The organism is Streptomyces sp. NPDC045955 (assembly GCF_056430805.1).
This window is the reverse complement of record NZ_JBWKKY010000015.1, coordinates 44,957-68,920: the sequence shown is the minus strand read 5'-3', so window position 1 is coordinate 68,920 and position 23,964 is coordinate 44,957. Positions and strand designations below refer to the sequence as shown.

22 protein-coding genes and 4 pseudogenes are annotated in these 23,964 nt (G+C 69.2%); 18 read left to right on the top strand and 8 right to left on the bottom strand.

Annotated features, from left to right (window positions below; all coding sequences use genetic code 11):
- Positions 1-50: 50 nt before the first annotated feature.
- From AC07F0_RS28165 to AC07F0_RS28155, 3 genes are all read left to right on the top strand, one after another.
- On the top strand, positions 51-1,049 hold the full coding sequence (locus tag AC07F0_RS28165) for an RNA polymerase subunit sigma-70 (protein WP_478982894.1): 999 nt from the start codon (positions 51-53) through the stop codon (positions 1,047-1,049).
- Between the two features lie 126 nt (positions 1,050-1,175).
- On the top strand, positions 1,176-1,661 hold the full coding sequence (locus AC07F0_RS28160) for a DUF6069 family protein (RefSeq protein ID WP_478982893.1): 486 nt from the start codon (positions 1,176-1,178) through the stop codon (positions 1,659-1,661).
- Positions 1,662-1,730: 69 nt separating this feature from the next.
- Positions 1,731-2,225: a MarR family winged helix-turn-helix transcriptional regulator gene (locus AC07F0_RS28155; protein WP_478982892.1), complete on the top strand. Its 495-nt coding sequence runs from the start codon at positions 1,731-1,733 to the stop codon at positions 2,223-2,225.
- Between the two features lie 106 nt (positions 2,226-2,331).
- Here the strand turns inward: AC07F0_RS28155 and AC07F0_RS28150 are convergent, their stop codons facing one another.
- Entirely contained in the window at positions 2,332-2,724 is a 393-nt protein-coding gene (locus tag AC07F0_RS28150; RefSeq protein ID WP_478982891.1) for a nuclear transport factor 2 family protein, read from the bottom strand.
- Positions 2,725-2,772: 48 nt separating this feature from the next.
- Positions 2,773-3,488 (bottom strand): annotated as a pseudogene (locus AC07F0_RS28145) (MBL fold metallo-hydrolase).
- Positions 3,489-3,763: 275 nt separating this feature from the next.
- On the opposite strand from AC07F0_RS28145, the gene AC07F0_RS28140 reads away from it, so the two are divergent.
- A complete protein-coding gene (locus tag AC07F0_RS28140; RefSeq protein ID WP_478982890.1) occupies positions 3,764-4,645 on the top strand; it encodes an SPL family radical SAM protein in 882 nt (293 codons plus the stop codon).
- 22 nt (positions 4,646-4,667) lie between these two features.
- On the opposite strand, the gene AC07F0_RS28135 is transcribed toward AC07F0_RS28140, so the two are convergent.
- Positions 4,668-5,219, bottom strand: coding sequence for a hypothetical protein (locus AC07F0_RS28135; RefSeq protein ID WP_478982889.1), 552 nt, complete (start codon positions 5,217-5,219; stop codon positions 4,668-4,670).
- Positions 5,220-5,454: 235 nt separating this feature from the next.
- The gene (locus AC07F0_RS28130; RefSeq protein WP_478982888.1) at positions 5,455-5,667 is read right to left on the bottom strand and encodes a DUF4287 domain-containing protein; all 213 of its coding nucleotides are present in this window, start codon (positions 5,665-5,667) and stop codon (positions 5,455-5,457) included.
- A 1,191-nt stretch (positions 5,668-6,858) separates the two neighbouring features.
- Here AC07F0_RS28130 and AC07F0_RS28125 point away from each other — a divergent pair.
- Positions 6,859-7,416 (top strand): C40 family peptidase, encoded by a 558-nt coding sequence (locus tag AC07F0_RS28125; RefSeq protein ID WP_478982887.1) that lies wholly within the window; start codon positions 6,859-6,861, stop codon positions 7,414-7,416.
- Here AC07F0_RS28125 and AC07F0_RS28120 read toward each other — a convergent pair.
- Positions 7,371-7,713 (bottom strand): annotated as a pseudogene (locus tag AC07F0_RS28120) (ADP-ribosylglycohydrolase family protein); the annotation flags it as partial. The gene AC07F0_RS28125 and the pseudogene AC07F0_RS28120 sit on opposite strands and share 46 nt — an antisense overlap.
- Positions 7,714-7,993: 280 nt before the next feature.
- Between AC07F0_RS28120 and AC07F0_RS28115 the strand changes: the two are divergent.
- The 5 genes from AC07F0_RS28115 to AC07F0_RS28095 all read left to right on the top strand — a co-directional run bounded on the left by AC07F0_RS28115 (position 7,994) and on the right by AC07F0_RS28095 (position 12,999).
- On the top strand, positions 7,994-8,164 hold the full coding sequence (locus AC07F0_RS28115; protein WP_478982886.1) for a hypothetical protein: 171 nt from the start codon (positions 7,994-7,996) through the stop codon (positions 8,162-8,164).
- Positions 8,165-8,642: 478 nt separating this feature from the next.
- Positions 8,643-8,966, top strand: coding sequence for a hypothetical protein (locus AC07F0_RS28110; RefSeq protein ID WP_436726125.1), 324 nt, complete (start codon positions 8,643-8,645; stop codon positions 8,964-8,966).
- 1,378 nt (positions 8,967-10,344) lie between these two features.
- Positions 10,345-10,554 carry a DUF2180 family protein gene (locus AC07F0_RS28105; protein WP_344456402.1) on the top strand — a complete coding sequence of 70 codons (210 nt, stop codon included), beginning with the start codon at positions 10,345-10,347 and terminating at the stop codon, positions 10,552-10,554.
- A 673-nt stretch (positions 10,555-11,227) separates the two neighbouring features.
- A complete protein-coding gene (locus AC07F0_RS28100) occupies positions 11,228-11,866 on the top strand; it encodes a B12-binding domain-containing protein (protein ID WP_478982885.1) in 639 nt (212 codons plus the stop codon).
- A gap of 656 nt (positions 11,867-12,522) precedes the next feature.
- Entirely contained in the window at positions 12,523-12,999 is a 477-nt protein-coding gene (locus tag AC07F0_RS28095) for a hypothetical protein (RefSeq protein WP_478982884.1), read from the top strand.
- Between the two features lie 895 nt (positions 13,000-13,894).
- On the opposite strand, the gene AC07F0_RS28090 is transcribed toward AC07F0_RS28095, so the two are convergent.
- Entirely contained in the window at positions 13,895-14,587 is a 693-nt protein-coding gene (locus AC07F0_RS28090; protein ID WP_478982883.1) for a hypothetical protein, read from the bottom strand.
- Positions 14,588-14,938: 351 nt separating this feature from the next.
- On the opposite strand from AC07F0_RS28090, the gene AC07F0_RS28085 reads away from it, so the two are divergent.
- On the top strand, positions 14,939-15,214 hold the full coding sequence (locus AC07F0_RS28085; RefSeq protein ID WP_478982882.1) for a hypothetical protein: 276 nt from the start codon (positions 14,939-14,941) through the stop codon (positions 15,212-15,214).
- Positions 15,215-15,600: 386 nt separating this feature from the next.
- Here AC07F0_RS28085 and AC07F0_RS28080 read toward each other — a convergent pair whose 3' ends face one another.
- On the bottom strand, positions 15,601-16,533 hold the full coding sequence (locus tag AC07F0_RS28080; protein WP_478982881.1) for a glycoside hydrolase family 16 protein: 933 nt from the start codon (positions 16,531-16,533) through the stop codon (positions 15,601-15,603).
- A gap of 725 nt (positions 16,534-17,258) precedes the next feature.
- Here AC07F0_RS28080 and AC07F0_RS28075 point away from each other — a divergent pair.
- The 4 genes from AC07F0_RS28075 to AC07F0_RS28060 all read left to right on the top strand — a co-directional run bounded on the left by AC07F0_RS28075 (position 17,259) and on the right by AC07F0_RS28060 (position 21,435).
- The gene (locus tag AC07F0_RS28075) at positions 17,259-17,657 is read left to right on the top strand and encodes a response regulator (protein WP_478982880.1); all 399 of its coding nucleotides are present in this window, start codon (positions 17,259-17,261) and stop codon (positions 17,655-17,657) included.
- A gap of 8 nt (positions 17,658-17,665) precedes the next feature.
- Positions 17,666-18,031: a response regulator transcription factor gene (locus AC07F0_RS28070; RefSeq protein WP_478982879.1), complete on the top strand. Its 366-nt coding sequence runs from the start codon at positions 17,666-17,668 to the stop codon at positions 18,029-18,031.
- Between the two features lie 52 nt (positions 18,032-18,083).
- A complete protein-coding gene (locus AC07F0_RS28065; RefSeq protein ID WP_478982878.1) occupies positions 18,084-20,216 on the top strand; it encodes an ATP-binding protein in 2,133 nt (710 codons plus the stop codon).
- 286 nt (positions 20,217-20,502) lie between these two features.
- Positions 20,503-21,435 carry a glycoside hydrolase family 16 protein gene (locus tag AC07F0_RS28060; RefSeq protein ID WP_478982877.1) on the top strand — a complete coding sequence of 311 codons (933 nt, stop codon included), beginning with the start codon at positions 20,503-20,505 and terminating at the stop codon, positions 21,433-21,435.
- A 543-nt stretch (positions 21,436-21,978) separates the two neighbouring features.
- Here the strand turns inward: AC07F0_RS28060 and AC07F0_RS28055 are convergent.
- Complete coding sequence (locus AC07F0_RS28055; protein ID WP_478982876.1) at positions 21,979-22,191, bottom strand: hypothetical protein; 213 nt, start codon at positions 22,189-22,191, stop codon at positions 21,979-21,981.
- Positions 22,192-22,440: 249 nt separating this feature from the next.
- On the opposite strand from AC07F0_RS28055, the pseudogene AC07F0_RS28050 reads away from it, so the two are divergent.
- The 3 genes and pseudogenes from AC07F0_RS28050 to AC07F0_RS28040 all read left to right on the top strand — a co-directional run.
- A pseudogene (locus AC07F0_RS28050) lies at positions 22,441-22,696 on the top strand (ATP-dependent endonuclease); the annotation flags it as partial.
- 131 nt (positions 22,697-22,827) lie between these two features.
- A complete protein-coding gene (locus AC07F0_RS28045; protein ID WP_478982875.1) occupies positions 22,828-23,550 on the top strand; it encodes a VOC family protein in 723 nt (240 codons plus the stop codon).
- A gap of 95 nt (positions 23,551-23,645) precedes the next feature.
- Positions 23,646-23,850 (top strand): annotated as a pseudogene (locus AC07F0_RS28040) (transposase); the annotation flags it as partial.
- Positions 23,851-23,964: the final 114 nt, after the last annotated feature.

Sequence of the window (23,964 nt, the reverse complement as noted above, 5' to 3'; positions counted from 1 at the left end):
CGCGCCCGTCACACCTACGACGGGACACGACGAGGCGGAAGGATGACGTGATGAGTGCGGACACGCGGCTGGAGGAGTTGGGCGTGAGCGGGCTGGGCGAGATCGACGAGCCGGCGTTCTCGGGGCTGGCGGAGCGGCACCGGCGGGAGCTGCACGTGCACTGCTACCGGATGCTCGGGTCGTTCGAGGACGCCGAGGACACCGTGCAGGAGACGTTCCTCCGTGCCTGGCGGCGACGGGAGACCTTCGAGGGGCGGTCGACGTTCCGGGCCTGGCTGTACGGGATCGCCACCAACGCCTGCCTGGACCTGCTCGCCAAGTGCCGCCCGGAGCCCGCGACCGGCGGCGAGGTGCTGTGGCTGCAGCCCTACCCGGACCGGCTGCTCGACGAGCTGCCCGCGGGCGACGCGGACGAGCCGGAGACCGTCGCCGTCGCGCGGGAGACGATCGAGCTGGCGTACCTGGTCGCAGTCCAGCACCTCGCGCCGCGCCCGCGGGCCGTGCTGATCCTTCGGGACGTGCTCGGCTGGCCGGCGAAGAACGTCGCGGAGCTCCTCGGGGACTCCGTCAACTCCGTGAACAGCGCCCTGCAGCGGGCCCGCGCCGGCATGCGGGAGCACCTGCCCGCCGAGCGGCAGGACTGGACCGGCGGCGAGCAGGACGCCGGGACGCGCGAGCTGGTGCGCCGCTTCACCGACGCCAGCGTGGCCACGGACATCCCGGCCCTCGCCTCGATGCTGCGGGACGACGTCCGCTGCTCGATGCCGCCCACGCCAGGCCTGTACGTCGGCCGCGACGCGGTGGTGAACGACTGGGTCGAGAACGGCTTCGAGGGCATGAAGGGCCTGCGCGCCGTCCCCACCTCCGTGAACCGGCAGCCCGCCGTCGCCTTCTACCTCTGGCAGGACCGGGAGGGCGCCTACCTGCCGCTGACGATCGACGTCCTGCGTGTCACCGGCGAGGCGATCACCGAGATCGTCACCTTCCACGACGACCAGTTCCCGCGGCTCGGACTGCCGGAGCGTCTGCCGGCGGACGGCACGCAGTAGGCCCGGTGCGGACGCTCGCGCCGCGCGGTGGCGCGCGTGCCGCGGTGGTCGCGGCGGAATGTACGACGCGTTCGGCCAATCCCGGCCGTCGCATGTACGCCGGCTGTCGAATGACGGAGGAACGGCATGACCAGAAGGAATGACACCGGGGTCGGCGCAGTCCCGGAATCGGGCCAGACCAGCCCCACCCACCGACTCCGCGGGCTCGTCGGCACCGGCTTCATCGCCACGCTCGCGGCGATGGTGGCCACCACTCTCGCCGCTGCGCTTGCCAGGGCCGCCGGCGTCGACTTCGAGGTCCCCGATGGCGGCGAGACGATCCCGCTGTCCGGGTTCGCCGTGGTGACCGGCTTCCTCTCGGTCGTGGGCATCGTCATCGCCGTCGCTCTTCTTCGTTGGAGCGCTCGCCCCGCCGGACGATTCGTGTGGACGGCAGTGTCGCTGACCACGATCTCGTTGGTCCCGCCCCTCGTCTCCGGAGCAAACACCGCCACCATCACCGCCCTCCTCGGGCTGCACCTCGTCCCTGCGGCGGTGATGATCCCCACCCTGGCGCGGAGCCTCCGCACCGCCGCCCCGACCGCCGAAGCCCACGTCCTCCGTGACACCTGATCGAGCCCTGGTACCGGTGACCTACAATTAATCATCTACGGAAGATAGTTCTTCGGAAGATGAGTGATCGTGGACGCTGACCTGAAGCAGCTGTACCGGGAGCTGGTCTCGCTGGAGATCGAGCTGTGGGCCGGCATCGAGGGGCGGCTGCGGGCCGAGTACGACCTGCCGCTGACCTCGTTCGAGGTGCTGCACCTGCTGTTGCGTCGGCCCGGGCCGCGGATCCAGGACATCGCGGAAGAGTTCTCGATCACGGTGGGCGGCACGAGCAAGGTGGTCGACCGTCTGGAGGCGGCGGGCTTGTGCGAGCGGCGGGCCAATCCGAACGACCGCCGTTCCTCGGTCGTCGAGTTGACGCCCGAGGGACGGAAGCTGGTGGACGGGGCGCTGAAGGTCTTCGAGGAAGAGCTGGAGCTGCGGATCGGGTCGGTGATCCCCGAGCGGTCCGTGCGCGAGGTGACGGCGGTCCTCAGCACGCTGCGGGCAGCCGGAAGGGCTCTGGACGCGGAGCGGAAGGCCGCCGGGCAGACGCCGGCGCCCGGCATGCGGGCGCCGAAGCGCTGACCCGTGGGCTGATGGGGCGGGGCCGGGTGAACACAGTCTCCCTGCAGCGGCAGCCGTCGTCTCCTGTGGGTGTCCGAAGCCGACTCGGCCTCGGACACCCAGACGTCTAGCCCCAGAATGCGTCTTCGGCGGCCGGGTCGCCGGAGAAGAGCCACATCTCGGTGATCATGCCGTCAGTGATGCGCAGGAGGTCGACGCCGTCCATGCTCATCGACGCGCCGTCGTGGCGGCCGCTGAAGTGGATGGTGGCGGCGACCAGGTCACCGTTGCCCATGAGCGTGTGGATCTCGTCGATGGCGAAGGTGCCCCGGCTGGTCTCCATCATCCGGCCGAGCATGGCGAAGACGGCGTCACGGCCCTTGTGCTCGCCGGAGAACCGGTGGGCGCCGGGCTGGTGCCAGACGATCGCCTCGTCGAGGAGTTCGCCGAGGGTGGCCATGTCTCCCGTCTGCACGGCCCGGAAATAGGTGCGGGCGATGTCGATGTTCGCGTCGGTCATGGTGCTTCCTCCACGGGGTCTTCCACGGGTGCTTTACGGCGATGGTGGTTATCGGGCGAAGTCGAGGCGGTCGGCCAGGCCGGCGGCGGTGAACGCGGCCTCGATCTCGTGGCGGCCTTCCTTGAAGTGGGCCCAGCTGTCGAAGTGGGCGGGGACGACCCGGCGGGCGCCGAGCAGCTTCGTGGCCTCGGCGCCCTGAGCGCTGTCGAGGATGAGCAGGGCACCGTCGAAGGCGAAAGGCATACGGGCACCGCCGAGGAAGAGGACCGCGGTGTCCACCGGGGCGAACCTCTCGGCGATCTCCTCGACGTGCTCCAGGGCGGCGGTGTCGCCGCTGACGTAGACCGAAGGCAGGTCGTCGGAGGTGAGTATGAAGCCGACGACGTCGCCGGTGACCGGCTCGCAGCCGACGGGGCCGTGCCGGGCGGGCAGGCCGGTGACGGTGACGGTGCCGCCGTAGGGCCGCTTTGCTCAGCGCTCTCGGGCACGTCCGGCAGGAAGGCACGGCCGGCGTTGTCGAGGTTGTCGTCGTGCTCGTCATGGGAGAGCAGAACGGCGTCGACGCGGCCCAGGTCGGCGGCGGCGACGGATGACGGCTCGGTCTTGACGAGCTTGTGGTCGCCGGGGAGCGGCATCCGGTACTCGCCCGGCGGGTCGAAGGTCGGGTCGGTGACGAACCGCAGCCCGCCGTACTCGATCACGGACGTCGGACCGCCGTGGACACGGACGGGGATCTCTTCGCTTGCGGCGCTGGCGGCGGACATCGGGAACCTCCAAGCGGTGAACGGTGAAGACGCGGCCCTGCGGAAACGATCAGGCGGCGGGTACGGAGAACACGCCGAAGTGGTGCTCTCCAGGCGGGCGGGGGCCCCGAGCCGATCCGGTGTCCAGCAAACCATTTACATTCCATGGAAGCAACTTCCAAAGATTATTGTTCCATGGGTATGGGTTCTGCGGTCCCCAGCCGGCCGGCCTCTGGACAGCACAGGAACCCGGCGTCCCGGACGCGGACAGCCGGGTCAGCAGGAAGGAAACGGTCATGGAGCCGGTCGAGATCCAGGCGAAGACCCTGATCCAGAAGTCGAAAACCCCGTCGAACGACTACGTCATCAACCCCTACACCGGCTGCGTGCTGGGCTGCGCCTACTGCTTCGCCAGCTTCGCCGGGCGGCAGTTCGGCCGATCGGTGCAGGAGTGGGGCGACTACCTGTACGTGAAGAAGAACGCGGTCGAGCTCGCCCGCAAGGAGCTGGCCAAGATGCCGGAGGACAAGCGCCGGGGCACGATGCTGCTCAGCTCGGTCACCGACCCCTACCAGGGCCATGAGACGAAGTACCGGCTCACTCGCGGCATCCTGCGCGAACTGAAGAGGGTCGAGTATCCGGGCCTGGTCCGCTTCCTCACCAAGTCACCCGTCGTCACCCGTGACATCGACCTGCTCACCAGCCTGCCCCGCGCCGAGGTCGGCATGTCCGTGACCACCACCGACGACAAGGTCAGCCGCTGGCTGGAGGTACGCGCCCCGCTCGCCTCCCGCCGCCTGCGCACCCTGGCCGAACTCAAAGAGGCAGGCATCCCCACCTACGCCTTCGTCGGCCCGCTCCTGCCCCACTTCGCCACCCGGCCCGAGATCCTGGACGACCTCTTCGGCCGGCTCGTCGACGCGGGGGTGAGTGAGGTGTTCATGGAGCACATCAACCTCAAGCGATACATCCGCGAGCGCATGGACCAGGTGCTCGCCGACGAGCCCGCAGACGTCCGCGAGGCGTACCTCCAGGCGCGGACGAAGGAGCATCGCGAACAGCTCGACGCGATCGTGGGGGAACTGCTGGACAAACACGGTCTGCGGCTGCGCTTCGAGGAGGTCGTACACCACGACGACAACGACTCCCTGCGGCAGAGGCTCATGTCCTCGGGGTGACCGCGTCCGCAGAGTCCGGGCGTTATGGGCCGGTACGGCCCCATGGTGAAGGACACGTCTCGCGCCCGGCTCTGTTGAGTGCCTCCCTGATCATTGACCGGTACCGGGCGATTCGGGCGCCCTCAAACGTGGACGCCTCCTGGTCTGCACGCTCGGGCACCACGATCAGCAGGCGCTGCCCCTTCTCCATCGGCGGGCGAGCCTCGGCCACACGCGGATCGACAAGGTCAAGGCTGATCCTCTCGTCACCGCCGGACGGTTTGATCCACTCCTGAACGGCGAAGGCCACACTGATACGGCCCTTGCTGGACGGGTGGACCTCGGTAACGTCGCCGACGGCGATGGTGCCGGCGCACGCGATCCACTCGGTGAGCGCCTGCCCGCGTACGTTCTGCGCCTCGCGCGAGGTGTTCGGGGAGGTTCCGTTCATGACGGACAGGGTCACGGCGATGCTCGCGGCCGCCGCGAGTGATGCGGCGACAGCCCGGCGCCGGCGACGCGGCTCGGTCAGCGGAATCGGTTCAGGGGCGCGAGCGGAGCCCGGGTCCGGCTTGTCGGCCTCGTCGCCGATCATGCGCGGGGCGTCGCGTACCACGGCCTCTTCCGCTCGTTCTGGCTGGTCACGTCACATCACCTCCATGTCCCAAAGCCGCTGGCCGAGCGCCGCCACGGCGTTGTGCAGCCGGCTCTTCACCGTTCCTTCGGAAGGCACTCGGGCTGCGCAGCAGGGGAGGCGAGGGGCGGTCCCGACTCAACCGGTCACGGCGTGAGAGCGCAACCCCGCGTGACGTGCTCCCGTGCGTAGCAGCTCAGTTGCCGGACCGCTCGGCGAGAGTGTGCGCTACGAGGGCATTGGCGTGACCGTGGCCCAGCCCGTGCTCGGCCTTGAGCCAGTTCACGAGTTCCATGTGCTTGGTCAGAGGAGAGGAGCGGATCAGGTCCTTCCACTCGGCGATCGGGCGACCGTACTTCTTCTCGATGGAAGGGAAGTAGCTGGCAGGGCCCTTAACGGTGGTGGTCATGTGAGCCATCCTGTCTGTCCGTTGTGCGACTTCGGTGTTGTCGCTGGTATGACCGAGGGACACGAACGGAGTCATCGGTCGCTGGAGGTGTGCTGCGTCACACCCCCTGCTCATGGCGGCGTTCACCTGCCGCCAGCAGTAGCCGACCAACTCGGCCTGTAACGCACAGACAAAAGAATCCTATCGGGCGTTTTCGGGCTTCGATCTTCACGGAAGGCTCACAAGTTGGCTAAGTTGGCCACTGCGTGCACGACTTCCACCAATAGGCAGGTGATTTCGTGCGCTCTCGAACGGAAGGAGCGCCCCTTTCCATGGCGTCGGAACGAACCTCGCGCCCGGAAGTGACCGCCTTCGCGAGCAAGGCCAACTCCCTTGCGCCGGAGGCCTTCACTGTCGAGGCCGGGCTCTCGCAGTCTGGTGGTTACCGCGTTGGCGAATGACAGCGAGGGGCCGAGCCCTGACGAAGTCCGGCGGTGGATCGACAGCCTCTACGACCGGGCCGAGAGCGACACGGGTACCTTCAACGCGACCCGCGCCGCTGCGATCCCGCGCCAGCGGGGCGCGTCCGCCCGCAGCCGGCCCCAGGGGGACACGGAACCCGTGGTCGGATTTGCCCGGCAGTGGTTCGACGCCGCCCGTGCCAAGCTGGGCCCGACCGTGCCCGCGTCGCTGCCGGACAGGAGGTTGCCGGTCCGTCCCGACCGCGCGCCCGAGGCAGCACGACCCGTGCGCCCGGCGGAACGTCCCGCCCAACCCCGCGCTCTCGAAGCGCCCCAGGCGCCCACCGGTGTCGCAGGGGAGCTGACCAGTGGATCAGCTCAGGCACCGACCACCGGATTCCTCCCGGAGCTCTCCGACAGCCGCGTCGCACCGGTTGCGGCAGGCGAGTCCCGGCGGGACGAGAGCGCCTGGCGGACTGGTGCACAGCCAGTCCTCGGCGACGTGGCGGCGGGGCCGTTGTACGAGCCCGCACCGGCGCCCGCCCCGGGCCCCAGCCAACTGCCCGGCCCGCAGTCCGCCGCGGAGCTGCCCACTGTCTCGCACCCCACCGCGGCTACTCACCATGCGGACCTTCCAACGGGCGGGTGGGACACGTACGTTGCTGCTCCGGCAAGCGACGCGACCGCACCGTATACCACGGCTCTGTCAGCCGAGCCCACCGATTACTACGCCGCCGGTCCACCGGCCGACATGACCACCGCGACCTATGGCGCCGGTCTGCCGGGCATCCCCGCATCTGCCCTGGCGGCAACCCCAGTTGCGGCAGAGCCCGCCGAGCCGACCACCGCACCCGCTTCAGCCGCACCGACAGCGACTGCCGAAACTCCCTCCACCACCTTCACACCCGATGTCCACGGTGGATCCTGGCCGGCGCCGGACGCCGGCCACAGCACCCAGGCCGAGCGGGTGGTCGCCTTCGCCCGAGCACAGATCGGCCGGCCCTGCGTATGGGGCGCGGTCGGGCCGGGATCGTACGATGCCGCCGGTCTGACCCAGGCCGCGTGGAAAGCCGCCGGCGTCACGCTTCCCCGGACCACCCGGGCCCAGTGGGAAGCGGGAGTGCAGGTCCCGCTCGCTGACGTCCGGGTCGGAGACCTGGTCTTCTTCCACGACGACCTCGGCCACGTCGGCATCTGGAGCGGCGCCGGCATGATGATTCACGCCCCGGGTCCGGGAGCGCTCATCCGAGAGGAGTCGGTGTTCTACGCCGGCCAGTCGGCGATCAGAGGCGCCATCCGCCCGGCCTGACCGACCCCACCGGCTGCGCCGCGTCCACCCGCCACGACGCAGAGGTCCACACCGGCGCCGCGCTGTGCCAGGTAGAGCAGATCTGTCAGGTGCAGCACTCGTCCGTCGAAGCCTGGGAGGGGGACATGGAGCGGCTGGGCCCGGGGGGATTGCGTTCAGCCCGTGGTACGCCCCCGCGAGGCCTCCGGTCACCGCGGCGACGGTGTCCGTGTCACCGCCGAGGTCGATCGCCGCGCGTATCGCGTCTTCGAAGCTGGTGGTGCTGCGCAGGGCCCAGACGGCACTCTTCAGAACTGGTAGGCACTCGGGTGCCGTGTCGAGCACCGGAGCAGCGAAGGGAGCCTCTGGGCAGCGAGGGGACACTCGACCCGGGCGCGTTCGGGGGGCGCAGCCCAGCGGCTGGCGGCCAGTCGGCCCAGAGGTCTTCGGCGTAATGGCCGGACTCGGCCAGCGAGGCCGGCCAGGCGCGCGCTGCGTCGTTGCCGGCGCCGGTGCGAACGCTGTGGATGGTCATGAACGCCTCCCGTACGGCGGGGCCCCACGGCGGCCGTCGCCTCAGACGAACACGCGTGCCGACGTGGTCATCGGCGCCCTGCTCGAAGCCGGTTTCCAGGGACGTGAAGCGGCCTCGTACTACCGGACCCTGGCCGATATGGCACTCGCCACCAGCGCCTTCGAGGCTTCCTTCACCGTGCTGGACAAGGGTGCTCAGGAAGGCGACCGGCTGCCTGGCGCCGTGAGTACCTGACGGCCTCGCCGCAGCGGTACCCGAACCTGGCACAGGTCGCCCTATCTCGCGGAAATCGACGAGGAGGACCAGTTCGAGACCGCGATCGGCCTGTTCCTCGACGGCGCGGAGCTCCGCGCGCAGCGCGCCCGCGGAGAAGGAAACGAACACACGGCGAACTGACGCCTCGTCGGGCAGGGTCTCTCTCGGCCGTGGGTGAGCAAGGTGAACAGCAAGGCGGCCGGGGGAGGGGCAGAGTGACAGCACGTCGGCTTCTGACGCTGCGCCACATTGCGCCACTGTTCGGGGTGTCCAAGTCGGCCCGACCGCATCATCTGTGGTCGGGACGGGCGTGGCGCTGCGCTTGATGGGCTGGTCGAATCAGGTGATGAGCTGCCGATGGCGCCGTCGGCGTGACATCCGGCCTCCGCTGCAACCGGTCCGGGCCTTACGCGGCTCTGATGATGCAGATTCGCAAGCTGCCGGTAAGGAGACCGACGTGACCTTCAACGCCTTTGAGTGCCACTCACCTCAGGCCTTTGCCGACCCTTACGCCGTCGACGGTACCGAGCCCGTCTGGCCGGCCGCGGCGGGGGAGCAGCAGGACACGGACTACCTGCTGCCGCCGCCCAGCCCCGCGCAACGCCTGAGCTTCACTCTCGAGCCACGCGACCGGCGACGTCTGGAACTGCATGCGGCCCTGACCGCAGCAGGCATCCCGCCCCTTCCGGAAGACCGCGACGCCATCGACCAGCTCAGCGCCCTGTCAGGCAGCATCAACGCCACCCTCCAGCGCTGGCTGCACCACACCACGGCATGTTGACGTAGGGATTCTCCCAGCCTGAGGCCGCGGCTACCGCGAGCAATACCAGGCTATGAGGGCAACTGCGGCCACGCACATGCAAGGATCCCCGCAGCTGGGCGCCTGACTCGCCTCCGATGTCACCACGCGTCACGCAGTCGGTGAAACTGCTCGCCGATCTTTTGCGAGCGGACGGTCGTTGACTGGTCATGGAGTTGTCCGCCCGACCGGTCCGGAGCGAAGAAGGCAGCGCCGAACAGGCCGCGTAGGTTGCGTGCCACCTCGCGGACCTCGCGGGCGTGGACGGCTGGAGCACGGCGGCCGCTGAGGGCGTCCCTGACGCGATCGACGTCCTCACCGACACCCTCGGCGGCGCAGGGACGGGACTCGCGCAGTCCCTCGCCGTGGTGCCAGCCACCACCACCGGCGCGCCGACGCCTGTACGTCGCTGCGGATGCCCAGGCGCCCGGGAGTGTGCGCAGCGACGGTGGCTGCCGAGCATGTACCGGCTCGAAGGAGCGCCAACGGTTGGGCGGAATTCCTCGTCATCGACGCGGCCAGCCTGTGGCCGAGCCGCTCGTGCCGACGCCGTCGGTGCCCTGGCCTCCGGCACCACCCATGGAGTGCTGTCCGCACGGGACACTGCCGACTGTCGCACGCGCTGGTCGTGTGCGCCAATCTGGCGCGACGGCCCGGCCTTTGAGGGACTGCGACCGTGCGGCAGCGCACTACGCCATCGACCTACTGATCTCATCGCCGGACCCACGCTCGCCCGCCGCTGGACGGGCGAATCCCTTCCATGGAGCTCATGCCGGATCCGGTATCGGGCGGCGAAAGGCTGCACTGGCACGGGTACTTGCACTGCATCGACCTCTCGGGCTGGACCCTTGCTGACTACGAACGGTCAGAGCTCAAGCGGGTGAAGACCCGGATCTGTGAACCTCACTTGGTGTATGTGTCGTGCCAGTCCATGAATGCGTCCCAGGCTTTCCTCCGGCACGTCCTGGTTGGTGTCGACGGTTTGCTCGACATCAACGTATGTGTCGTCAGGTAGGTGACGGGCAGGCCGCATCGCCCAATGGCAGCCCGCACACAACTGCCGCGCGGCCGGGGGGGCTTCTCTCTGCACGGCCGGCTTGCAAGTCGCCGAGGGTGCCTTGGTGCGGGTTGAGACGCCGGGCGCTCCGGCCCGGCTGCAGCCCGTTCAGTCCACACGGGTGCGGAGGGCGCTTCGACGTCGACCAGGTGTTAGCTGCTTCTGCACGATCGATCAAATCCTAGGTTTGACAATGTCTAATTTTGGGCTTAGTTTCAAGCTCCCTGAGAAGGTGCGTGTGGCCTGTGTGGGTTCGTTGGTGTTGGCCACCACGCCCGGCCCCTACTGAAATCGGAGTTGGACATGAGGTGCTACGACTGCCTCCAGGAGGCGCGCAGCGACACCACTGGTATCGGCGTGTGCTCGCGCTGCGGCTTGGCCACCTGCGAGAACCACGCCCGCGTACGCCAGGCACAGGTCACCCGCCAGATCGGCATGGGCGCTTCGTACGGCCGTATCCCGGCGCGCAGGGTGGTGTGCCACACCTGCGATATGGCCGAGACGGCGCACTGATCCGCGTGGTGCGGTTATCACGCCCGCCTTCGATCGCCGAATGCGCGCTGTCCGTTCCGAGCACGCGCTCTTGGCCTGCCCGGACGCCGTCCCGGATCACTGGCGCGGCGTCCGGGCCGCAGCCTTGGTCACGGCTGCGGCGCAGGGTGTCCCCTGGTAGCAGCTAGGGCCCGGAAGCGCCATCGGAGGGCGTCGTCACGGGCCCCCGATGGTGAGTGTGCTGCCAGGCCAGGTCGCCACGCGCCGCAACGGCCGCGCACTCTACGACGACATCGTGGCGCACCAACAGACCGCGATGCCGGAGCAACTCCTCATCCCGCTCCTGCATGCCGACTCCGAGCCGCGATCGGCACTCGGCATGACAGCGCACCCTCGACCTCACTGCCGAGCAGCTGGGCCACCTTGAGAACGCTCTTACCTTGTTCAGGGCGTTGGAGTGTGGGCGTTGTGTCAGAGGCGTTCGCCGGTGAAGAAAAGGGGGGTCGTTGCTGATCTGCCATCCTTCGCGTTGTGCGGTCTTGGCTACCTCGGTGATGGCGCCCGCCGAGGCGGCGCGCATGGTGCGCGGCGGTGCCCCGCCCGAAGCGGTCCCGGCCCGGCCGGCCGCCGACGCGGCACCGCGCCCGCCGTGCGAGCTCGCAGCCGGGCGGGCAGCGGGCTACGCCTGGGGGACGTGCGTCAGGAATGCAAGGGCATCGCCCGTGCTGCCCTGCGCCTCGACGCCGCCGCACTGGACGAGCTGCTCGAAGCCGCGATCGACGAGCACGGGCTGGTCACCGCCTGGACCGAGGTGATCACGCCGACCCTCCAGGCGGTCGGCCGCAAGTGGGAGAGCTCGGGCGAGAAGTACGTCGAGGTCGAGCACTTCCTGTCCTGGCACGTCTCCGGCGCGCTGCGACGCAGCACCCCCTCCGCGGTCGCCGACCGCCCGGGCGCCACCACAGTGCTCGCCTGCGTGCCGGGAGAGAACCACACGCTGCCGCTGGAGGCGCTGGCCGCCGAGCTGGCCGAACGCGGCCTGCCGGTACGGATGTTCGGCGGTGCCCTGCCCGTGGAGTCGCTCGTCACGGCCGTACGCCGGACCGGACCGGCCGCGGTCGGGCTGTGGGCACAGGCCCGCACCACCGCCAGCCGGCCGCTGGCTCAGCACGTCGCCGCGATGGAGTGGGGGGTGCGCGGGGCGCGCCGCAAACCAGTCGTCCTGACGATCGGTCCCGGCTGGGCCGGCCGGACGTCGGCCGGCCTGCCGCGCCGGGCCGGGCTGGCCGAGGCCGTCACGCTGCTGGAGTCGGTCGTGTCGCACAAGCCCTGATCGGCTGCATCCGGACACAGCCGATGGCCCGAAGCGGTGAGGGAACCGACCGGTGCCTCCGGCCCGGCGGCCGGGAACGGCGTGCGGAAATGACCGGCTGAGGTCAACGTCTGGAAGCGGTGAAACGACTTGAGGGCGTCAGCTGAGGGCGCGAATTGGCAGGCAGGCCGAGCTGTACGGCATGGATTTGTGCGGCACGGCCCTCTGCGGCCCAGACCTGCGCGGCGTCAACCTGGTGGGAACCCAGGCCCTGGCAGACTTCCTGCGACGGACCGCTTACTGTGCCCGGCGGCCAGGAGCGCGGTGGACCAGATCCCGCACTGAGATACAAGGCCAACCGGGTGCCAGGCGCGATCGCCGGCGGCTCGGTGACCATAGACCTGGACGACAAGAGCCCCCCACGAAGCCCTCAAAACTACGGACCAGTTCGTCGCAGCGACGGCGTCCGTGCGCAACGCCTCGTAGGCGCCGCTCGCGCGGCGTGCGCACTCGGTGCTCGCGGCGTCTCGGCAGGGGAGCGGGGCCGCTTCGTCCTGTCAGAACGGGGTGTCGCCGTTGCCCTCGATGCGGATGCAGAAAGGGGCTGCAGGGTTGATGGCCCATGCTAAACAGAAGCCCAAACCCGCGTCATACAGCCCACGGCATAGGAGGCCCAAGTGCCCGTCTACGTATGCTCGTTGAAAACCGACACTCCGCAGTCGATCCCCGCCGACGGCGCCTACCACATCGTCCGCTTCCCGTTCGGCTCCGGCGAGTCGTACGACGCGCACAACATGCACCAGGCCGCCCAGCCGGACGGCTACACCGTCACCAACTGGGCCACGGACGACCGCGCCGGCCTGATCTGGCCCTCCACCGCGGGCTGGGGCCAGCTGTACGCGATGATCCAGTGGGGGGACGGCTCCTACACCGAGCTTCGGGACCGCTTCGTCCGCGATCCGCTGAACCTGTCTACCGGTTCTGACTCGACGGCCACCGACCACCGTCCGCCGTCGCCCGGCATGCAGTGCTTCACCAAGGCCCACGGCCTGTTCACCGCCGTCGGCACGCCCCTCGCGCTGCTCGTCTCTCACAACGACAGCGCCGCCCGCAATCTCGTGCTCGCCGAATTCAAGCTCGCCATCCACACCTGACCGGAGGGCCAACTGGACCTCCCCATGTGGCTGTGTTCGACCCCAGCCGGAAGATCGTTCGGCTGAAGCCCTGCAGAGCGTTTCGCCGCGTAGGCGGCCGCCCTTCGCGACCGCGCATGCTGATCAGCCCCTCCCGGTGATGCTCGCCGGGCGGGAGCTGACTGCTGCGGCGGAATCAGGCGCCTGGATGCGGGAGTGGGGGAGGGGCAGCCGCAGTCGTTGCGGTTGATCTTCAGGGAGCGGGTCTGTCGTTGAGGTTGCAGCCGCGCAGGTCGTGGTTGGAGGGAGCCGCTGCTGCGGGTGACGCACACGTGTCGGCCACTGTGGTTGGGCTTCTCGTACACACGGGTGGTGCGGTCGGAGTAACTGGCCGCCGGGCGCCCTCCGAGCAGGATTGCCCGCGGGTTCACTCCAGTGGAACCGCCCCTGCCTGGTGACGGGTTCGCGCAGCAGATCAGCAGGGCTGCAACTGGCCAAGCTCGCGGAGAGCCAGGGCAAGGGCCGGATCCCGGCGCCTGGCGGGAACATCGCTGAAGGAGTACCGCGAGCTGACCCGGCGCCTGTCCGAGGAGCGCGCCGCGTACCAGGGTGTGGAGGCCGAAGGAGGGCACGGCTCTGCGGCCCAGCCGGGCCGTAGTTCGGGATCGGGCACGGGCCGGCCCAGCATCGGCTCCGGCAGCGTCCACGTCACGCACCATGCCCTCCACGCTGGTCGGCCGCCGTTCGAGTGCTATGCCCCAAGCGACTGCCTCAGCCAGGCGGGGCGATCTCCCCGCTCGAACGCACCCCGTTGATGCGGACGAGCCAGCCCACACACCCAGCCGCTACGCATCCGGATGCAGCCGCGTACCTTCTGCCTTTGCCGCCCACCGCCGTGTCCCAGGGATGTCTCCGTCTACTTCTCCCCCCGACTCACCCGTACGCAGCCCCACGTGCCTGTCACGACGATCAGCGCTGCCAGGCCGCCGATTACCCCTTTGTACGCGCCGGGGTCCAGGTCCGCTTCCGTGTCCTCGTCCTCCAACGGACCAACTGCGCCCTTGGGGTCGTACAGCACGCGAAGTGTGTCGCCCGGCTCAACCCTTTCCGGGGCGCAGCCGTCCGTCATCGCAGGTGAGATCTCGCGGCCGTCGCTGGTGCGGAGCGTGCACTCGTCGGTCTTGCCGTTGTCGACGTCGACTACGACGGCCTCGGTCCACCGGCCCCGCTTCTCCAGCCCCCGCTCTTCGCCGGCCTCTCGGGTGATGACCGCCAGCACGATCGCGGCAGGGAGGGCAACGGTGAGCGCCCCGATGGCCAGTTTCGGCGTCCTCTTGTGAGTGACGTGGCGGAGCAAGACGCCGGGCACCAGGATGAGCGCCAGGGGTATCGCCAGCGCTGAGGTGATGAAGGCCGGGCCGCGTAGGAAGGCCGGCAGGGGCACCACCGGTGCGAACCACATCAGGGCCACCGAGGCCGCTACGCACGCGCTGTTGAACAGAAACCAGTGAATCGGGCCCGTACGGCGTCGAGGAGGAGCGTTCTCGGCCGGCTGGTCCGCTCGGTCGGCTTCTGCCGCGAGCCCGCGTACGTCCCTGTCCGCTGCCATGCGCTCTCTCCGTCGACGTCGGCCTGCTGACCGACGAGCGTACGGGGCGCGGACTCCGGACTGATCGGCGAGGTCTCGTCCGGTGGCTACTACGCCGCGCGGGCCGCCGTTACTGGGCGCCGCGACGGTACGGCAGCTACGACTGGAGCATCACCGCCCTGACTACGGCCAGGCCGTGCCCGTCGTCGTCACCACCCTGGAAGCGCTGCGGGAACACGGCGTGGACGCGGCGGTGTGGCGGCGGCCGGGCCGGACAGGTGAGCGGACGCTGACGGCCGCACTCCATAACCTCTACGGCGACGCCCTCTTTCGCCGCCATGCCGACCGGGCCGACGCGGAGGCGAAGCGGGGATGGCTGCCGAACGGGAGGCGCGGCGGCCGGTGTGCACGCGCTGCGGGCAGAAGTTCACCGACCAGCGCTGGGAGGAGATCACCACACCCGGGTACGCCTGGGAGGCCGGCAACCCGTCCATGTGCCGCCGCCCCTGCTACGCCGCCTACCTCACCTGTAGGGAAGCCGCTGCCCAAGCCGTCCGCGTCCAGGCCACCGCACCACCGGAGCCGGGGGACGACCACGACCAGGAGCCGGGCAAGCTCCGGCGCGGCCTGTTCCGTCGCCGGACCTGACGGGGCAAGCCCGACGAATGGCTGGGAGTCACCAGGTCCCACAGCGGAACGGGTCTCGCAGCCACCGCGCCACCCGGGCGGGACGCCGGGGCCAGGGTGACGGTTCGCGCCCCGGCCCCGGCGTGGACAGCTCTCCTGAGCGTCACCAACTGGAGGGAACCCAACCCCAACCTGACCATGACCCCGACCACAGCTGGTCAACGGGAGCTCGCAGCGCTATGAGTCGGGCAGCTCGCGCAGGTTCAGGAAGCAGCGCAGCCGTTACGCCGGGCTCCCGGGTCGTAGGGTCCGTCGCCGCGGGGGACCACGATCACTGCCCGGCTGCCGATCGCCGGCACGGACGGCGCGGCACACGTCGCCTGAACGACGTTGCCGCGACCGCCGGTTCAGACGGTGTCCTCGAATGACACCCCCCGCGCCCGATAGTCGTTGACGACGCCCTGTACCTGGGCGGGAGTCAGCACCTGGTCCTTGAGGTGGTACACGTAGTCGACGCTCTGGTCGTAGGCGCGCGACCTCTTGCTGTTCGTGCCCAGTAGGTCGATCAGCCAGTGGTTGAAGCGGATACCCATCGACGTCTCGGGCAGGTACGGCTCCGTGTGCGAGGCGAATTGCCTGCCGTCGATGTAGTAGTTGATGCGCTCAGTGTCGACCGTGATGACCAGGTCGTGCCAGCCGGCGAAGCTGGCACGCTCCTGGGTGGTGATGGCGACGGACTGCCACGGGTCCTCCTGGTACGTCTCCCACGAGGTGGCAAGCAGAGCGCTGCCCGGGATACCCCACCCGCCGTTGGGCAGATACTCGAAGTCCAGCTCGCCGTAGTCCGGGTCCATGGGGTAGTTCAGCGGCGTGATGGTGAAAAACGTCTGCACCATGCGGTCACCGTCCGGTCCGAACGCCGGCGCATCGCTGAACTGGACGCGCGCGGCATAGGTTCCGCGGTGGAACTTGCGCTGCTGGTAAATCTCCGTCTGCGTCGTGCCGGAGGCCGTGCCGTTGCTGCCGGAGCGCAGACTCATGATCGAGTTGCCGGACTCAGTGGCGAAGGTGATGTCCTGCGGGCGCCAGGTGGCACCCGGAACACCGGGCCCGCCCTGACCGGACTTCAAGGTCCAGCCCCGCTGGGTGATCCGCGGATCGGTGTAGCCGGTGTAGTTGAAGTCGTCGAACAGCGCCTGGCCGACGACGGGTTGGGTGACCGCCGCGCTTTGGGCGGCGTCGGCCCTCCCGGGAAAGGCGGCGACACCTGCGCAGACCAGTCCGACAGCGGCAAGCGCAAGAGCGGTCACACTACGCAAAGGCAGGGCTAATCTGATCATAGGTGGACTTGCCTTTCGTTGGGGGGGGAATGCATGTGGCGGGCCGCAGTCCGCATGCGCAAACGGCACGCGCCCCAGATGACGCCGGTGCGCGGCGTTGAGCGTTGCACATGACAACCAAATCGCTGTCAGGAGACTGACACAGGAAAACCCAAGCCCGACAGGGCCTGGTGACCCGATCACCCGAATGCGTGACGCGTCGTCTGTCCATGCGCCACAACGCCGCCCTGGCGCATAGGCCGCACCCGGGTGTCGCGGACACGGGCTGTCATCGGTTGCGCCCTGCCCGGCGAACCCGAAACGGGCCAGGTGCTGGGGTTCTCTCCTCAGTCAGGTCCACGCCACAGCGGCCAGCTGCGCGGTCGCCACAGGACTGGGGCCGTCCGGCAGCCAGCCAGTCATCATCGGGACAGGGCGGGCTGCCAGAGTGGGGCGCCGCCCCATCGCGCAGCGACGCCCAGAGGGCGCCCTTGGCTGGGCGCCCTTTCCCGTTCAGCCCACGCGAGCTGTCCAGCCGGGTTCACCGCGCTGCTCAACCGAGCCGCGACGTGACCGCGACGGCACCGTCAGTGCGGCGCGGCCGGCCGACCCGGCGCTCCGTCAGGCGCACATGTGATTCCGGACAGAGGCGCCGATCCGGAACGCGGTCGCCGAATATTTGGACATATATACGCCATTTGCGTTCTTCAGTGGGAATCAGGTGCATTGCCGCTAATATCCGAGTGGTGATCTCGGGTGATGGGAATGTGATGACCTCTCCGCATGTCCTGGTGATCGAGGACGATCGGGATGTCGGTGCTTTGCTGCAGCGGCATCTGTCCGCTCTGGGCTGCCGGGTGAGTGTGGCGGAGACGGGTGAGCGGGGGCTGGAGCTGGCGTTCGCGGATCCGCCGCAAATCATGATCATCGACATTCTGCTGCCGGGTATTGATGGCCGGGAGGTGGTGCGGCGGCTGCGCATGGATGAGCGGACCCGTAGGTGTCATCTGGTCATCTCCTCCGTACTCGACCCTGAAGATCTGGTGGATCTGGCGACGGAGCTGCTGGCCAAGCCGTTCGGGGCGGCGTCGGTGAGGCGGATGGTCGACTCCTATGAGGCCTCCGAGCAGCGGCAGGGGGAGTAGTGGCCTGCGTGCTGGTCGTGGACGACGATCCCGACGTCCGCGAGCTTGTGGCTATCAAGCTGGCCAAGAACGGTCACCAGGTGACGGCCGTGGCGGACGGTCCGGCGGCGTTGCGGGCGGTGCGCGAGGCGCAGGTGGATGTGGTGCTGCTGGATGTCGTGATGCCACAGATGAGCGGCCTGGAGGTCCTGCGCGAGCTGCGGGCCCATCCGGCGACCGCGAAGCTTCGGGTGGTTTTGCTCACTGCCCGCACGCAGGAGGGGGATGTGGCGGCCGGGTTTTCGGCAGGGGCCGATGACTACCTCACCAAGCCGTTCACGCTGCGGGAGCTGACCGAGCGGGTGCGGGCCGTCCTGGCCCCGACCGATAGCTGATCAACGCGGGGATGCAGCCCGCACCATGCCGCGCGACTGGAGGAGACCGCTCGTGACCAGCAAGGGCCGCTGGAAAAGCAAGGGTGTCGAGCGGCGGCTTGCGCTCGCGTTCGGTGTCTCGACCGGTCTGATCCTCCTGGTCGGGGCCGGTGCCCTCACGGGGGCCTTCCTGGAGAAGGCCACCCAGGATCAGATCATCGACCGGGTCCAGCCGGCTCTGCTCGACAACACGCACCTGCACAACCAGGCCGCCCACATGCAGCGTTCCATGCGCGGCTACCTGCTCACCGGCGACAAGGAGCTGCTGGCCGACTACCGCCGGGCACGCGCAGGCTATCCAGCGATCCTCTCCGATGCCCGACGCCACACATCCGGCGAACCCGAGCAGAACCTCAACCGGCAGGACCAGCAGCTCCAGACCTACCTGCGCGTGACCGACCAGCAGGCGCAGGCCTCCCCGCGCAGCGACCAGGCGGCCCACCTCACCCGTGAGGCCAACCGGCGCTTCGAAAGGTTCGAGGCGACCAACCACCGCCTGGAGCAGCAGCTGGTCAGCGAGGCCAAGCGGCTGCAGCGGCGTGCCGACACCATCGTCACCGCCGGCGCTGCGGCGCTCGGTGCCCTGCTCATCGCAGCTGTGGCCATCGCCCTCTACACCGCGCGGCGCACTACCCGCACCGTGGTCGGGCCGCTGAGATCGGTTGTTGTCACCCTGGGCCGGCTCACCGGCGGCCAGCACGCCGCGCGGGCCGCTGAGAGGGGGCCCGCGGAGATCCGGGCGGTGGCCCGCTCGGTGAACCAGCTGGCCGACGAGTCCGACCGGCTGCGCGGCATCGAGGCGGAACGTTACCGGCTGTCGGAGACCGTCCGGCAGCTCGGCGTGCGCATCCGTGAGCGCCTCGACGTCGACGACGTCCTCGACGCCGCCTGCACCGGGATGGGCCAGGGCCTGGACGCCGACTACGTCTTCACCCTCCTCATGCAAGACGACGACCCTGACGTCGTTCCCGTCGCCCGGGCCTGGTCGGCACGGGAGGGCATGCTGCCCGGCGAGCGTCAGCGGGCACTGCCCCCCATTCCCGCGGACGTGGTGCGCGAGCACTACCGTCAGGGAACCACCTGGACGGTGCCCGACCTGCCCCGCTACCTCACCGACACCACGCCGGTGCCGGGGGCACCGGGCGAATTCGCCCGGACCGGTCTGCCGGCGGCCAACCGCGCCGCAGCCACCCAACTGGGCCTGCACTCCATCGTGGTCATCCCGATGGGTGTGGGGGAGGAGCCCATCGGAGCGGTCTGCCTGGCCCGCACCCGCCCCGACCACCCCTGGCAGAGGGTGGAGATCGAAATGGCGGAGGCCATGGCCTCGAGCGTGGCCCGCGCCCTGCACGCCTCGAAACTGTATGAGAAGGAGACCCGCCTGGTGCAGGAACTGCGCGCCCTGGACCGGACCAAGAGCGACTTCATCTCCACCGTCTCCCACGAACTGCGCACCCCCCTGACCAGCATCACCGGCTACCTCGAACTCCTCAAAGACGAAGACACCGGCCCCCTGACAGAACCCCAGCAGCAAATGATCGAAGTCGTCAACCGCAACGCCCACCGCCTGCGCGCCCTGATCGAGGACCTGCTGACCCTCTCCCGCATCGAATCCGGCAAATACACCTCCCACAAGGCACCGGTCGACCTGCGCCACCTCATCAGCTCAGCGCTCGACGCCATGCGCCCCGCGGCGGAAGCGGCCTCCGTCCACCTGGACACCGACTGCCCCACCCAGCCCCTCATCTGCGAAGCCGACAGCGACCAGGTCGACCGGGTGCTGATGAACCTGCTGTCCAACGCCATCAAATTCACCCCCGCCGGCGGCCAGGTCCGCGTCCAGGCCGCCGCACAGGACGGCCACGCCGCCCTCACCGTCAGCGACACCGGCATTGGCATTCCCGAAGCAGAACAGCGCCAGCTGTTCACCCGCTTCTTCCGCGCCTCAAACGCCACCACCCAGGCCATCCCAGGAACTGGCCTCGGACTGACGATCGTCCACACCATCATCACCAACCACGGCGGCACCACCCAAGTCCACTCCGTCGAAGGCAAAGGCACCACCATCACCGCCACACTGCCCCTGGCCGAGCCGCAGCACGGGCAATCGCCTGGTACAACGTGCCCGCCGTCCGAGGACCCCTGAGGGCACGGCTGGAGGCCGGCTGGGCCGAGGGGGCGTCAGTTCCGAACCCACGGCACTCCTGACGAGGTTTTGGAGCAGTACGCGCAACTGGGTCGCATCCGCGATCACGATGAGCAGGCTCTCGACGGTGACGCGCGCCTGGTGGGTGCGGGTGGTGCGCCATGCGCCGCACGGGGGGACCCTGTCATCGAGCACGAAGGGTAATGATGGACATATGGTGCAAACTGCGAGTGCTTTGAGTTCGTTGACCAACAGCCCAGCGAGGTGCAGCCGGATGAGAAGGCCTTTGCGTAACCGCCGTGCGCGGCTGACACTGACGGCGGCGTTGACCGCCCTGTGCGCGGCCCTGGCCCCGCTGGCAGCCGGTGGCACTCCCGCGTCGGCCACCCACGGGTGGAGGCTTCAGTGGGCTGACGGCTTCAACGGGCGCGCGGGGAGCCTGCCCGATGCCGATAAATGGATCATTGATGTCGGCACCGGGTACCCCGGCGGTCCGCCCAACTGGGGTACCGGGGAGGTGCAGACCTACACCGCCGACCCGGCCAACATCAGCCACGACGGCCGGGGCAACCTGCGTATCACCCCGCTACGCGACAATGCCGGGCGGTGGTCTTCCGGGCGCATCGAGACACGCCGCAGCGACTTCAGGCCTCCGGCGGGCGGGCGCATGCGAATCCAGGCCCGCATCCAGCTGCCCGCCGTCACCGGCGCGGCAGCCGAAGGGTACTGGCCGGCCTTCTGGACTCTGGGCGCCTCGTACCGGGCGGGAGTGCCCTCCCCGACGTCCGGCGAGTTCGACATCATGGAGAACGCCAACGGCCTGAACCGCGTCTGGGGCGTGATGCACTGCGGCACACCCAGCGCAGGGCCGTGCAACGAAAGCACCGGCCTGGCCGCCAGCACCACCTGCCCCCGGGCCCGCTGCACCGGCGTCTTCCACACCTACACCCTCGAGTGGGACCGCCGCACCTCCACCGAGCGGCTGCACTGGTACGTGGACGGACGGCGCTACCACACCGTCAGCTCCACACAGATCGACCCAGCGACCTGGCAGGCGGCCACCGCTCAGGGTCACTTCCTCCTGCTGAACCTCGCCATCGGCGGCGGCTTCCCCAACGCTCTGGCCGGGCACCCCACTCCCACGCCGCAGACCCGCCCCGGCCACCCCATGCTCGTCGACTACGTCGCCGTCTCGATCGCCACCCCGCACCGACCCTGACCAGGCCAACAGATCTGCAGCCACCGGTAGCGCGGCGTGGCCGCGCTACCGCCTCAGGAGTGAGGACGATGTCGGCCAGGAGGCGCTGTTGTGCGGGGTGCAGGTCGTCGTAGCCGGCGCACTGGTTGTACAGCCATTCGCCCAGGCCGAAGCTGGGGGTGGGGAAGCCGCGGTCGGGGCGCAGGGCTCCGCGGGCGCGCGTGTGGTCACGGGCTTGGTAGGCACCACGGCCCCGAAGCGGAACCGCCCGGCCGCACCCGCCCCCTCTGGCACGACCGGCTCATGGGCGGCCCAGGCGGGCAGGACTTGTCCCAGGACGTCCTCGGGGACGCGGCAGAACGCCGAGATGCGGGCGCGGGCTTCGGCGTTGAGGTACACCTCGCAGGCCCCGGTCGTGTGGCAGCCCTACGCGGCGGCTGCGGCTGTGGTGGAAGAAAGTCGTGCATCAGGCAGCAGGGGGCGTTCCTGGCGAGCTCGGATGTACCGGCATCCGAGCAGTGGCCAAGCGGGGGATCCGGACGGACGGTTGAGGCAGAGCCGCGGTCAGAGCTGGCGCTGCGAGGGCATACGGTGGCGGTGTGCTGCCCGGGCCCGTTGTTCGGCGGCGGTGTCGAGTTCGATCTGTTCGAGCAGCTTCTTGGCGACCTTCCCGGTGCCGTCCAGCAGGGACACCAGGGCGGCTTCGCGGATGAGGTGGGAGAGGCTGCACATGCGGCCGCCGGTGCGGGCGTGCAGGTAGGCGGCGTGCGTGACCACGTGCCCGGCCGGTGCCGACGCAGCCGCAGAGCGCTGTCCACGCCGAGTACCAGGTCGTGCTGGATCTGTTTGTTCCGTGCGGCTGCAGAAGCGCAGCGGCTGTGTGCGGGCTGCTGTGCGAGATGGGCACCCAGCTGGTGCTGGGCGTTGGTGATGGATCTGGTTCATCCGCTCCAGCGTCGGCAGGCCCAGGAAGCGGGCGAACTTGCTGATGAGCATCTTCGGGGTGGAGGACGGCGGCACAGTGATGCAGACCTCGAGGACGAACTCATCCGCGCGCTCGGCACGGCAGGAGTCGAGGAGATCCTCCGCGCTGAGGGCGACTTCCGTGCCTGGCGGTCCTTCCAGCGTCAGCCCGCAACAGGGCCGGCCTCGGCATCAGCAGGTGCGGGGCTTCCTCGGCACGAAGAAGGGCCGCAAGATCCGCTACGGCCGTCTCCCTGTCGAGGCTCTCGCATCGGACCGGACACCGCCCCCGCTCGACGGGCTCCTCGCGAACCTGTGAGGCCGTGAACGGACTGCCGTTTCGAGCGTGCTCGACCGCGCGCGAGCGCGGGGCGTTAAATCAGTTGACCGGGTGGCAACGGCTGGGCAGGCTCCAGCACGAGCCGCCTGCCCCTCCCGGGAGACCTACAGATGACTTCTCGCTTACACGCGCTCTGTTTCGATGCGCACGACCCGCTCCGTCTCGCGCGCTTCTGGGCGGACTTTCTCTGCTGGGAGACAGCCGAGGACTCCTCCGACGGCATCACACTGCTTCCCAGCGATGACACCGGGTTCCTGCTCCGCTTCCTCCCGACCCAGGAGCGGAAGACAGGCCAGAACCACATGCACTTCGATCTGACGAGCACGTCCCTCGACGACCAGAAGCAGGTGGTGGAAAGGGCGCTCCAACTCGGTGCCCGGCACATCGACATCGGTCAACGCCCGGAGGAGGGGCACGTGGTGCTCGCCGACCCCGAGGGCAATGAGTTCTGTGTCATCGAGCCAGGCAACAGCTTCCTCGCCGAGTGCGGATTCATCGGAGCGCTGGCGGGCGATGGTTCGCAGGAGACCGGGTACTTCTGGAGCCGAGCGCTGGGCTGGCCACTGGTCTGGGACCAGGACCAGGAGACCGCGATCCGCTCACCGCACGGAGGTCCGAAGGTCACGTGGGGTGGTCCACCCCTGATGACGAAGACGGGTAAGGAACGGCTGCACTTCGACCTCGCTCCACCGGCAGGCAGTGACCAGCAGGCGGAGGTCGATCGGCTCGTCTCCCTCGGGGCAACGCGCATCGACATCGGCCAAGGGGACGTCGACTGGGTGGTGATGGCCGACCCCGACGGTCACGAGTTCTGTGTGCTGACCCCCCGATAGGCCTCAGAGTGGGGTGGGTGCACGAAGACAGGACCCCTCCGCGCGGACACGAAATCGACGCTCGGCGGCCTACGCAGGCCGTGGTCGTGAGTTCGGTGCGTCAGGGAGTCCTGCGGGATGAGTTCGCGGAAGTGTCACACTTCCGGTCGGAGCTGTACGCATGTCTGACCGCGCGGGGGCGACGCGTTGTTCGAGTTACCCGACGCGCTGCTGTGCACTGAGGGGCCGGTGTGGACGCTGGTTGATCTCGCGCTCGCTGCTGAACACCGCCGTGGGCACGGGGCTCTGCACGGCGGGCTCATCGGCGAGGGCCGGCGCTCCCCGAGCACCTCATGGAAGACCGACTGCTGCGGCGCGGCCTCAACACCGCCGTCCAATTGGTGAAGAGGCGGTGTTCCGGGGGTGCACTATCCG

Coding starts and splice junctions, on each gene's coding strand:
- AC07F0_RS28165 (WP_478982894.1), top strand. CDS start 51: ATGAGTGCGGACACGCGGCTGGAGGAGTTGGGCGTGAGCGGGCTGGGC.
- AC07F0_RS28160 (WP_478982893.1), top strand. CDS start 1,176: ATGACCAGAAGGAATGACACCGGGGTCGGCGCAGTCCCGGAATCGGGC.
- AC07F0_RS28150 (WP_478982891.1), bottom strand. CDS start 2,724: ATGACCGACGCGAACATCGACATCGCCCGCACCTATTTCCGGGCCGTG.
- AC07F0_RS28140 (WP_478982890.1), top strand. CDS start 3,764: ATGGAGCCGGTCGAGATCCAGGCGAAGACCCTGATCCAGAAGTCGAAA.
- AC07F0_RS28135 (WP_478982889.1), bottom strand. CDS start 5,219: ATGATCGGCGACGAGGCCGACAAGCCGGACCCGGGCTCCGCTCGCGCC.
- AC07F0_RS28130 (WP_478982888.1), bottom strand. CDS start 5,667: ATGACCACCACCGTTAAGGGCCCTGCCAGCTACTTCCCTTCCATCGAG.
- AC07F0_RS28125 (WP_478982887.1), top strand. CDS start 6,859: ATGACCACCGCGACCTATGGCGCCGGTCTGCCGGGCATCCCCGCATCT.
- AC07F0_RS28105 (WP_344456402.1), top strand. CDS start 10,345: ATGAGGTGCTACGACTGCCTCCAGGAGGCGCGCAGCGACACCACTGGT.
- AC07F0_RS28090 (WP_478982883.1), bottom strand. CDS start 14,587: ATGGCAGCGGACAGGGACGTACGCGGGCTCGCGGCAGAAGCCGACCGA.
- AC07F0_RS28085 (WP_478982882.1), top strand. CDS start 14,939: ATGGCTGCCGAACGGGAGGCGCGGCGGCCGGTGTGCACGCGCTGCGGG.
- AC07F0_RS28080 (WP_478982881.1), bottom strand. CDS start 16,533: ATGATCAGATTAGCCCTGCCTTTGCGTAGTGTGACCGCTCTTGCGCTT.
- AC07F0_RS28045 (WP_478982875.1), top strand. CDS start 22,828: ATGACTTCTCGCTTACACGCGCTCTGTTTCGATGCGCACGACCCGCTC.